Below are 12,082 nucleotides of genomic sequence, written 5' to 3'. Positions count from 1 at the left end.
GCCGGCCGGCGGCGCCATGGTCGCCGTACAGGCCGCCGAGGACGAGGTGCTGCCGCTGCTGGACGGCCTGGAGGACCGGGTCTCCCTCGCCGCCGTCAACGGCCCCCGCTCCGTCGTCCTGTCCGGCGACGAGGACGCCGTCACCCGGATCGCCGCCCGGCTCGCCGAGGACGGCCGCAGGACCCGCGCCCTGCGGGTCAGCCACGCCTTCCACTCGCCGCGCATGGACGCCATGCTCGACGACTTCGCCCGGGTCGCCCGCGGCCTCACCTACCACCTGCCGTCCGTCCCGCTGGTGTCCACCGTCACCGGCGAACCCGCCGACACCGACGCGCTGCGCACCCCCGACTACTGGGTGCGGCAGGTCCGCGCCACCGTCCGCTTCGCCGACGCGGTGCGCGCCCTCGCCCGGCAGGGCCACACCTCCTTCCTGGAGATCGGCCCCGACGGCACCCTGTCCGCCGCCGCCCGCGACGTCCTCGACGCCGCCGAGGACACCGGCACGTCGGCGCACGCCGAGGTGATCACGGTGCCCGCGCTGCGCCGCGACCGCGACGAGGCCACCGCGCTCACCGCCGCCCTGGCCCGCCTCCACGTCCACGGCGCCCGCGTCGACTGGTCCGGCGTCCTGCGCGGCACCGGCGCCCGCCGCGTCGACCTGCCCACCTACGCCTTCCAGCACAGCCGCTACTGGCCCGACACCACCTACGGACCCGCCCCGGCGACCGCGGCCGGTCCGGCCGACGGCGCGGACGCCGCGTTCTGGTCCGCCGTCGAGCGCGCCGACCTGCCCGCCCTCGGCGCCGACCTCGGCCTCGACGACGACACCCTCGCCGCGCTCGTGCCCGCCCTGTCCGCGTGGCGGCGCCGCCGCACCGAGCGGGCCGCCGCCGACACCCGCCGCCACCGCGTCGTGTGGAAGCCGCTGGACGGCGCCCCCACCGCGCGGCCGGCCGGCACCTGGCTCGTCCTGCTCCCGGCCGGCGGCCCCGGCACCGACGCGGCCGGACTGCCGGACACCCTCGGCCTGCAGGCCGTACGTGTGACCACCGACGGCCGGGACCGCACGGGCCTCGCCGGCCTCCTGCGGGAACTGCCGGCGCCCGACGGCGGCTTCACCGGCGTCCTGTCCCTGCTCGCCCTCGGCGCGGACGGCCCCGACGCCGACGACCCCGCCGGCCTCGGCGGCGTGCTGCCCACGGCCACCGCCGTACAGGCCCTCGGGGACGCGGGGATCCACGCCCCGCTGTGGATCCTCACCCGCCGGGCCGTCACCACCGGCCGCGCCGACCGCCTCGCCCACCCGGGGCAGGCCGCCGCGCGCGGCCTCGTCCGGGTCGCCGCCCTGGAACACCCCGAGCGCCGCTTCGGCGTCGTCGACCTCCCCGAACACCTCGACACCCAGGCCGTACGCCGCCTGGCCCACCTCCTCGCCGAACCCGGCGAGGAGAGCGACCTCGCCGTCCGCGCCTCCGCCACCTACGCCCGCCGCCTGGCCCACCACCCCGCGCCCGACGGCCCCGCCCCCCGGCGGTTCGCCCCCGAGGGCACCGCCCTGATCACCGGCGGCACCGGCGCCCTCGGCGCCCACGTCGCCCGCCGTCTCGCCGAACGCGGCACCCCGCACCTGCTGCTGGTCAGCCGCCGCGGCCCGGACGCGCCCGGCGCCGACGTACTCGCGGCCGAGCTGCGCGAACGGGGCGCGGAGGTGACCGTGGCCGCCTGCGACACCGCCGACCGCGACGCCCTCGCCGCCGTCCTCGCGGCCGTCCCCGCCGAGCACCCCCTCACCGCGGTGGTCCACACCGCCGGCGTGCTCGACGACGGCGTGCTCGACACCCTCACCCCCGAGCGGTTCGACACCGTCCTGCGGGCCAAGGCCCACTCCGCCGCCCACCTGCACGAACTGACCCGCGACAGCGGTCTCACCGACTTCGTGCTGTTCTCCTCCACCGCCGGCAGCCTCGGCGCCGCCGGCCAGGGCAACTACGCGGCCGCCAACGCCTACCTGGACGCCCTCGCCGAACACCGCCGCGCCGCCGGCCTGCCCGCCACCTCCGTCGCCTGGGGCCCCTGGGCCGGCACCGGCATGGCCGGCGACGGCACCGGAGTGGAGGACCGCGTCCGCCGCGGCGGCTTCACCCCGATGAGCGCCGAGGACGCGCTCGCCGCCCTCGACACCGCCGTCGAGCACGGCGACACCGCGCTCACCGTCGCCGACATCGACTGGCAGCGGTACGCGGCGGTCTTCGCCGTCAACCGCCCCCTCGTCCGCGACCTGCCCGAACTGCGCGCCACCACCGCCGACTCCACGACCGCGGCCACGACCGCATCTCCGGCGCTCGGCCGGGAACTCGCCGCGCTCACCGGACCCGCCCGGCAGCGGTACGTCCTGGAGTTCGTGCGCGCCCAGGTCGCCGGCGTCCTCGGCCACCCCGACCCGGCCGCCGTCGAACCCGACCAGGCCTTCACCGACCTCGGCTTCGACTCGCTGACCACCGTCGAACTGCGCAACACCCTCAACGCCACCACCGGCCTGAGGCTGCCCGCCACCCTCGTCTACGACCACCCCACCACCCGCGACCTGGCCGCCCACCTCCTCACCGAACTGCTCGGCACCCTGCCCGAGCCGGCCGACGGCCGCGCCGGCGCGGACACCGCCGGCCGCGCGAGCGACGACGACCCCGTGGTCATCGTCGGCATGGGCTGCCGCTTCCCCGGCGGCGTCGACTCACCCGACGACCTGTGGGACCTGCTGTACGACGGCCGTGACGCCATCACCGGCTTCCCCGCCGACCGCGGCTGGGACCTCGACACCCTCGCCCGCGGCGGCTCCGCCACCCTGGAGGGCGGATTCCTCGACGGCGCCGGCCTCTTCGACGCCGGCTTCTTCGGGATCTCCCCGCGCGAGGCCCTCGCCATGGACCCGCAGCAGCGGCTCCTCCTGGAGACCTCCTGGGAGGCCCTGGAGCGCGCCGGCATCGACCCGGCGGGCCTGCGCGGGAGTGCCACCGGCGTCTTCGTCGGCACCAACGGCCAGGACTACGCCACCATGCTGCGCCGCGGCACCACCGACGTGCGGGGCCACGCCGCCACCGGCACCACCGCCAGCGTCATGTCCGGCAGGCTGTCCTACACCCTCGGCCTGGAGGGCCCCGCCGTCACCGTCGACACCGCCTGCTCCTCGGCGCTCGTCGCCCTGCACATGGCCGCCACGGCACTGCGCTCCGGCGAGTGCTCCCTGGTCCTGGCCGGCGGCGTCTCGGTGATGTCCAGCCCCGACGCCTTCGTGGAGTTCACCGCCCAGGGCGGCCTCGCCGGCGACGGCCGCTGCAAGGCCTTCGCCGACTCCGCCGACGGCACCGCCTGGTCCGAGGGCGCCGGCGTCCTGGTCCTGGAACGGCTCTCCGACGCCCGCCGCAACGGGCACCCCGTGCTCGCCGTCGTCCGCGGCGCGGCCGTCAACCAGGACGGCGCCTCCAACGGCCTCACCGCCCCCAACGGCCGCGCCCAGCAGCGCGTCATCCGCGCCGCCCTCGCCGACGCCCGCCTCGCCCCGGCCGACGTGGACGTGGTCGAGGCGCACGGCACCGGCACCACCCTGGGCGACCCCATCGAGGCGCACGCCCTCATCGCCGCCTACGGCACCGACCGCGCCCCGGAGCACCCGCTGCTGCTCGGCACGGTCAAGTCCAACCTGGGCCACACCCAGGCCGCCGCCGGTGTCGCCGGCGTCATCAAGACCGTGCTCGCCCTGCGCCACGGCGAACTGCCCCGGACCCTGCACATCGACACCCCGTCGACCCACGTCGACTGGTCCGACGGCACGGTCTCCCTGCTCCGCGAGCGCCGCGCCTGGCCGGAGACCGGCCGGCCCCGCCGCGCCGGCGTCTCCGCCTTCGGCGTCAGCGGCACCAACGCCCACGTCCTGCTGGAGCAGGCCCCGGCGGACACCGGGTCCCACGACGACGCGGCTCCCGTGCCGCCCGCCGAGGTGCCCTGGCTCGTGTCCGCCCGCACCACCGAGGCCCTCACGGACCAGACCGAACGACTGGTGTCGTTCACCACCGCCCACCCGGACGTCCCGGCCCTCGACACCGCCTACACCCTGGCCGTCGGCCGCACCGCGTTCGAGCACCGGACGGTGCTGCTCGCCGGCGCGGAGGGCGATCAGCCGGTCGAGGTGGCGCGTGGTCGTGCGGTGGAGCGGTCGTTGGCGGTGCTGTTCTCGGGGCAGGGTTCGCAGCGGGCCGGGATGGGGCGTGAGCTGTACGCCCGGTTCCCGGTGTTCGCCGAGGCGCTGGACGCCGTACTGGCGCGGCTGGACGCGGAGTTGGAGCGTCCGTTGCGGGAGGTGCTGTTCGCGGAGGCGGGTTCACCGGAGGCGGAGCTTCTCGACACGACCGGGTTCACGCAGCCCGCGCTGTTCGCGGTCGAGGTGGCGCTGTACCGGCTGGTCGAGTCGTGGGGTGTGCGGCCGGAGTTCGTGGCCGGTCACTCCGTGGGTGAGATCGCGGCCGCGCACGTGGCCGGGGTGCTGTCGCTGGAGGACGCGTGCACGCTGGTCGCGGCCCGCGCCCGGCTGATGCAGGAACTCCCGTTCGGTGGGGCGATGGTGGCCGTGCAGGCGACCGAGGAGGAGATCGTCCCGAGGCTGACGGAGGGCGTCGCCCTCGCGGCGGTCAACGGACCGGACGCGGTGGTGATCGCGGGCGTGGAGGCGGAGGTCCTCGCGCTCGCGGAGGAGTTCGCCGAAAAGGGCCGCAAGACGCAGCGCCTGTCGGTGAGTCACGCCTTCCACTCGCCGCTGATGGAGCCGATGATGGCGGAGTTCCGCCGGGTCGCCGAGAGCCTCACCTACACCGAGCCGGTCATCCCGGTCGTCTCGAACGTGACCGGTGAGGTCGCGGACCGGGAGATGCTGTGTTCGGCGGAGTACTGGGTGCGTCACGTCCGTGACACGGTGCGTTTCGCCGACGGTGTGGGTGCGCTGGCCGGTGCCGGTGTGAACGCGTTCCTGGAGCTGGGACCGGACGGTGTCCTGACCGGGATGGCCGCGCGGGTGCTGGACGGCGCCGCCGACATGGTGTCCGTGCCGGTGCTGCGCAAGGACCGCCCAGAGGAGACCGCGCTGCTCACCGCGCTGGCCCGGCTCCACGTCACCGGCGTGGACATCGACTGGGACACCTGGTTCCACGGGACCGGCGCCCGCCGTACCGAACTGCCCACCTACGCCTTCCAGCGCGAGCACTACTGGCCCGAGCCGGCCGTCGCGCCCGGCGCGGGAGCCGGGCAGGACCCGGTGGACGCCGCCTTCTGGGCCGCCGTGGAACGGGAGGACCTCCAGGAGCTGTCCGCCACGCTCGACCTGGACGACACGGTCCTGTCGGACGTGCTGCCCGCGCTCTCCTCGTGGCGCCGCGGGCTCAACGAACGGTCTCTGGTGGACGGTTGGCGTTACCGGGTGACCTGGCGTCCGCTGGCGGCCACCGCCGTCAAGTCCCCGGCCGCCGAAGGTCCCTGGCTCGTACTGATCCCCACCGTGCTCGACGGTGACCCGTGGGCCGAGGCCGTCGCCGGTGCCCTCGGCGCGGACGTGGTGCGCGTGGTCTGCGCTCCGGACGACGCCGCCCTCGCCGCACGGCTGGCGGAGGCCTCCGACGGCACCGAGTACGCCGGTGTGCTCTCCCTGTTCGCCGCCGTGGCGGACCACGGTGGCCGTGCCCTGCCGTCCGGTGCCGCCTGGCCCGACGCCCTGCTGGACGCCCTGGACGGCGCCGGGATCGCCGGACGCCTGTGGGCCGTCACCCGGGGTGCCGTCTCCGTGGGCCGTTCCGACGCCGGAGCGGACCCCGTGCAGGCGGCGGTGTGGGGACTCGGCCGGGTCACCGCCCTGGAGCGCCCCGACCGCTGGGGCGGGCTCGTCGACGTCGACCACGTGGCCGACGCCCGCACCGCCGAGCGCCTGCGGGCCGTCCTGACCGCGACCGGTCCGGACGCCGAGGACCAGGTCGCGCTGCGCGCCTCCGGCGCCTACGGCCGGCGGCTGGTCCGGGCGGCGGCACAGCGCCCGGACGCCCCGTGGCGCCCCACCGGCACCGTGCTGGTCACCGGCGGCCCCGAGGGCTTCGCCGGCCACGTCGCCCGCTGGCTGGCCGGGAACGGCGCCACCGGCGTGCTGCTGGCCGTCCGCGGTGCCGCCGACGCCGGCGCGCTCGACGCGCTGCGTGCCGAACTCGCGGAGCTGGAAACCGAGTTCACGGCGGTCGTGCACGACCCGGCGGACCCCTCCGCCCTCACCGACGCGGTGGACGCCCTGCCCGACGGCCGCCCGCTCACCGCCGTCATCCACACCGGCGACGCCGGCGCCCCCGCCGAAGGCGCCGGCGCGCCCGGCGCGGACGCCCTCCTCGCCGCCGTACGCCGGGACCTCGACGCGCTGGACGCGGCCACCGGGGACCGGAGCCTGGACGCGTTCGTCGTGTTCGGCTCCATCTCCGGGGTCTGGGGCGTCAGCGGTCAGGGAGCCGGCGCCGCCGCGGGCGCCTACCTGGACGCCGTCATCCAGGAACGCCGGGCGGACGGCCGTACCGCGGTCGCCGTCTCCTGGGGCGCCTGGACCGGCGCCGGACCGGACGGGCTCGCCGCCCACCTGCGCGCCAACGGCCTGCCCGCCATGGACCCGCACCGGGCCCTGACCGTGCTCGGCGCGGTCGTCGGCGACGCCGTCGCCGACCCGTCGGCACCGGCCTCGGTGACCGTCGCCGACGTGCTGTGGGACCGCTTCGCACCCGCCTTCACCCGCACCCGGCCCGGCCTCCTGTTCACCGAACTGCCCGAGGCACGGCGCGCCTTGGACGCGGCCGGCGGCGGCGACCGCGCGGACGCCGGCACCGCCGACACGCTCCGCACCCGGCTGCGGCAGCTGGACGAGCGGGACCGGCTCCCGTACGCGCTGGACCTGGTCCGTACCGAGGTCGCCTCGGTGCTCGGCCACGCGGGCGCCGGCGCCGTACCCGCCGAACAGGCCTTCAAGGACCTCGGGTTCGACTCGCTGACCGCCGTCGACCTGCGCAACCAGCTCGCCACGGCGACCGGGCTCACCCTGCCCGCGACCCTGGTCTTCGACTACCCGACGCCCACCGCGCTCGCCGCGCACCTGCTGACCGGGCTCCTCGGCGAGGACACCGGCCCGGCCACCCCGGCCGCGCGCGGGACGGACGCCGGGGCGGCCGACGACCCGATCGTCATCGTCGGCATGAGCTGTCGCTACCCGGGCGGAGTGCGATCGCCCGAGGACCTGTGGGAGCTGGCCGTCGCCGGCACCGACGCCATCGGCGCCTTCCCCACCGACCGCGGCTGGGACCTGGACCGGCTCCTCGACGGGGACCGGGACGGCCGGGGCCGCAGCGTCACCCGCCACGGCGGATTCCTCTACGACGTCGCCGACTTCGACCCCGACTTCTTCGGCATCTCCCCGCGCGAGGCCCTCGTCATCGACCCGCAGCAGCGGATCGTGCTGGAGGCCGCCTGGGAGGCACTGGAGCGGGCCGGCATCGACCCGGCCGGACTGCGCGGCGGTGACACCGGCGTGTTCGTCGGCGGCGGCAGCGGCGACTACCGTCCCGCCATCGGCCAGGTCGGCCACGTGGAGACCGCCCAGTCGGCGAGCCTGCTCTCCGGCCGCCTGTCCTACACCCTCGGCCTGGAGGGGCCCTCGGTCAGCGTCGACACGGCCTGCTCGTCGTCGCTGGTCGCGCTGCACCTCGCGGCGCAGGCACTGCGCAACGGCGAGTGCTCCATCGCCCTCGCGGGCGGTGTCACCGTGATGTCGACCCCGGTCGGCTTCGTCGAGTTCGGTGAGATGGGCGCCCTGTCCCCGGACGGCCGCTGCAAGGCCTTCTCCGACGACGCCGACGGCACCGCGTGGGCCGAGGGCGTGGGCATGCTCGTCGTCGAGCGGCTCTCCGCCGCCCGCCGCAACGGCCACCAGGTCCTGGCCGTGCTGCGCGGTTCCGCGATCAACCAGGACGGTGCCTCCAACGGTCTCACCGCGCCCAACGGCCCCTCCCAGCAGCGGGTCATCCGCAAGGCGCTGGCCGCGGCCGGTCTCACCGCCCGCGACGTCGACGCCGTCGAGGCGCACGGCACCGGCACCGCGCTCGGCGACCCGATCGAGGCGCAGGCCCTGCACGCCACCTACGGCCAGGACCGTGACCGGCCCCTGCTGCTCGGCTCGCTGAAGTCCAACCTCGGTCACACCCAGGCGGCCTCCGGTGTGGCCGGCGTCATCAAGATGGTCCTGGCGATGCGGCACGGCACCCTGCCGAAGACCCTGCACGTCGGCACGCCGTCCTCGCACGTCGCCTGGGACCCGGACGCCGTACGGCTGCTGACCGAGGAGACCGCCTGGCCCGAGACCGGGCGTCCGCGCCGCGCGGGCGTCTCCTCCTTCGGCGCCAGCGGCACCAACGCCCACGTCGTCCTGGAGCAGCCCGCGGCCGACGTCTCCGCTGCGGCCCCCGCCGCGGAGAACCCGGCGGACGCGGGACCGCTGCCCGTGCCCCTGTCCGCCGTCACCCGGGACGCCCTGGCCGCGCAGGCGGACCGCCTGCGCGCCCGGCTCACCGCCGACGCGGACCCGGGCACCGCGCACTCCGCCGCCTCGGTCGCCGACCTGGCGCTGTCCCTCGGCACCACCCGCTCGGCGTTCGAGCACCGCGCGGTGCTCCTCGCCGCCGACCGGGCCGAACTCCTCGACGCGCTCACCGCGCTCGCCGAGGACCGGACCGTCCCGAACGTCCTGCGGGGCCGGGCCGCCCCCGGCGGCCGGACCGCGTTCCTCTTCCCCGGCCAGGGCTCCCAGCGGCCCGGCGCCGGCCGCGAACTGTACGCGCGGTACCCGGTGTTCGCCGAGGCCCTGGACGCCGTCGCGGCCTGCCTCGACCCGGAGCTCGACCGGCCGCTGCGCGAGGTGATGTTCGCGCCGGAGGGCACGCCCGAGGCGGCCCTGCTGGACACCACCGGCTACACCCAGCCCGCGCTGTTCGCCCTCGGTGTCGCCCTGTACCGGCTGGTCGAGTCCTGGGGCGTCCGCCCGGACCTGCTGGCCGGGCACTCCGTCGGCGAGATCGCCGCCGCCCACGTCGCCGGGGTCTTCACCCTGGAGGACGCCTGCACGGTCGTCGCCGCCCGCGCCCGTCTGATGCAGGCCGTCCCGGCCGGCGGCGCCATGATCGCCGTACGGGCGAGCGAGGAGGAGGTCGCCGCACGGATCGGCGGACGGGTCTCACTGGCCGCCGTCAACGGCCCCGACGCGGTCGTGGTCTCCGGAGACGAGGACGCGGTCACCGCCCTCGCCGAGGAGTTCACCGCACTCGGCCGGAAGACTAGGCGTTTGCGGGTGAGCCATGCGTTTCACTCCCTGCACATGGACGCCATGCTGCAGGACTTCGGACGGGTCACCCGGAGCGTGTCGTACACCTCGCCCAAGCTGCCCCTGGTGTCGAACCTCACCGGGGAGACGGCCGCACCGGAGCAGGTGTGCGACCCCGGGTACTGGGTCGAACACGTCCGCGGCGCCGTCCGGTTCGGCGACGGCGTACGCACCCTCGCCGCCCGCGGCGCCACCCGCTACCTGGAACTCGGGCCCGACGGCGTGCTCTGCTCCCTGGCGCAGGACACCTTCGACGCCCTCGCCGACGACAACCGGCCGGCCCCGGCCGCCGTACCGGCGCTGCGCACCGGACGCGACGAGGAGCGGTCCCTGATCGGCGCGGTGGCCCGGCTGCACGCCGCCGGCCAGCCCCTCGACTGGGCCGCGCTGCTCGACGGCACCGGCGCCCGCCGCGTCGACCTGCCGACGTACGCCTTCCGGCGCCGCCGGTTCTGGCCCGACGCGGCCCCCGCCACCCCGGACACCGCGGCCGGCGCAGGTGACGGCGACGCCGCGTTCTGGGCGGCCGTCCAGGGCGAGGACTTCGACGCCCTCGCCGGTGACCTGGGCGTCGACGGGGAGTCCCTGTCCCGGGTGCTGCCCGCCCTGCGGGACTGGCGCCGCAAGCGCGGCGACCAGGCCACCGTGGACGGCTGGCGCCAGCGCATCGCCTGGCGGCCCCTGAACCGGGCCGCCGCCACCGGCACCCCGGCCGGCACCTGGCTGGCCGTGCTGCCCGCCGGAGGCGCCGACGACCCGTGGACCGCCGAGGTGCTGCGCCTCCTCGGCCCCGCGGCCGTCCGCTTGGAGGCGACCGGCGCCGACCGCGCCGACCTCGCCGCCCGGCTGCGTGAACTCCAGGACGGCGAGGCCCCGTTCACCGGCGTGGTGTCGCTGCTCGCCCTCGCCGAGGGATACGACCCGCAGGCCCCCGGCACCCCGCGCGGCGCCACCCTCACCACCGCGCTGCTCCAGGCGCTCGGGGACGCCCGCGTCGACGCACCGCTGTGGTGCCTCACCCGCGGCGCCGTCGCCGTCTCGCCCGGCGAGGGCGTGCCCGCGCCGCTGCAGGCCGCCGTGCACGGCCTCGGCAGGGTCGCGGCCCTGGAGTACCCGCACCGCTGGGGCGGCACCGTCGACCTGCCCGCCACTCTCGACGAGCGGTCCGCGGAGCGGCTCGCGGCCGTCCTCGCCGACCCCGAGGGCGAGGACCAGCTCGCCGTCCGGCCCGCCGCCGTCTTCGGCCGCCGGCTCGCCGCCGTACGGCCCGGCACCCCCCGCGACTGGCAGCCCACCGGCACGGTCCTGATCACCGGCGGCACCGGCGCCCTCGGCGCCCACGTCGCCCGCCGCCTCGCCGGCGCCGGGGCCCGCCACCTGGTGCTCCTCAGCCGCAGCGGCCCCGACGCGCCCGGCGCCGGCAAGCTCCGCGCCGAGCTCGCCGAACTCGGCGCCGAGGCCACCTTCACCGCCTGCGACACCGCCGACCGGGACGCCCTGGCCGCCGTCCTCGCGGACATCCCCGCCCACGCGCCCCTCACAGGCGTCGTGCACACCGCGGGCGTCCTCGACGACGGCGTGCTCGACAGCCTCACCCCCGAACGGTTCGAGGCGGTCTTCCACGCCAAGGTCACCGGCGCACTCCTCCTGGACGAGCTGACCCGCGGCCACGACCTGGACGTCTTCGCCCTGTTCTCCTCCGCGTCCGCCGCGGTCGGCAACCCCGGCCAGGGCAACTACGCGGCGGCCAACGCGGTCCTCGACGCCCTCGCCGAACGCCGCCGCGCCGACGGCCTGCCCGCCACCTCCGTCGCCTACGGCGCCTGGGGCGGCGACGGCATGGCCGGCGACGGCCGCGCCGCCGCCCTCGCCCGGCGCACCGGCATCCGGCCGCTCGACCCGGACCTGGCGGTCCTGGCGCTGCGCCAGACCGTCACCGGCGGCGACCCGGTCGCCGTCGTCGCCGACGTCGACCCCGAGCGGTTCGTGCGGGCCTTCACCACCGTGCGGCCCAGCGCCCTGCTGACGGAGATGCCCGCCCACACGGCCCTCACCGCCACCGCCACCGCGACCGCCGCCGGACGCGACGCCGAACGGGCCGCGCCCGAACTGCGCGACCGGCTGGCCCGGCTGCCCGGCAACCGGCGCCTGCAGACCGTGCTCACCCTGGTACGGGAACGCGCCGCCGACGTCCTCGGCCACACCGGAACCGACCTGGTCGGCCCCGACCGGGCCTTCCGCGACCTCGGCTTCGACTCACTCGGCGCCGTCGAGCTGCGCAACCAGCTCGGCGCCGCCACCGGACTCACCCTGTCCGCCACCCTCGTCTTCGACCACCCCACCCCCGCCGCCCTCGCCGAGCACGTCCTCGGCGAGCTGCTTCCCGGCGACACGCCGGACGGCGAGACCACCGACGAGAACGCGCTGCGCGCCGTCCTCGCCTCGGTGCCCCTCGACCGGCTGCGCGAGATCGGCGTCCTGGAACCGCTCCTGAGGCTCGCCGGGCGGGCCCAGGCACCGGCGGCAGGGGCCCGGGCGGAGGGCACCGGCGCCGAGGACGTGTCCGACGCGTCCATCGACGCCATGGAGGTCGACGACCTGGTGCAGGCGGCACTCAACGGCAACCTCGACGAGCAGCGGGACTGA

At 76.9% G+C, this 12,082-nt stretch carries 1 protein-coding gene (cut by a window edge); it reads left to right on the top strand.

Annotated elements, in window-relative coordinates; all coding sequences use genetic code 11:
* A protein-coding gene (locus tag ACFXAE_RS25780; protein ID WP_384718927.1) for a type I polyketide synthase crosses the window boundary here: on the top strand, positions 1 to 12,082 show its final stretch. It extends 16,571 nt beyond the left edge of the window; 12,082 of the gene's 28,653 nt are visible here — the last part of the coding sequence; its start codon lies beyond the left edge, outside the window; the stop codon is at positions 12,080 to 12,082.

Source organism: Streptomyces sp. NPDC059454 (assembly GCF_042749965.1).
Lineage (GTDB): Bacteria > Actinomycetota > Actinomycetes > Streptomycetales > Streptomycetaceae > Streptomyces.
Note: the sequence above shows the minus strand (reverse complement) of the source record. Positions and strands in the feature narration are given on the sequence as shown.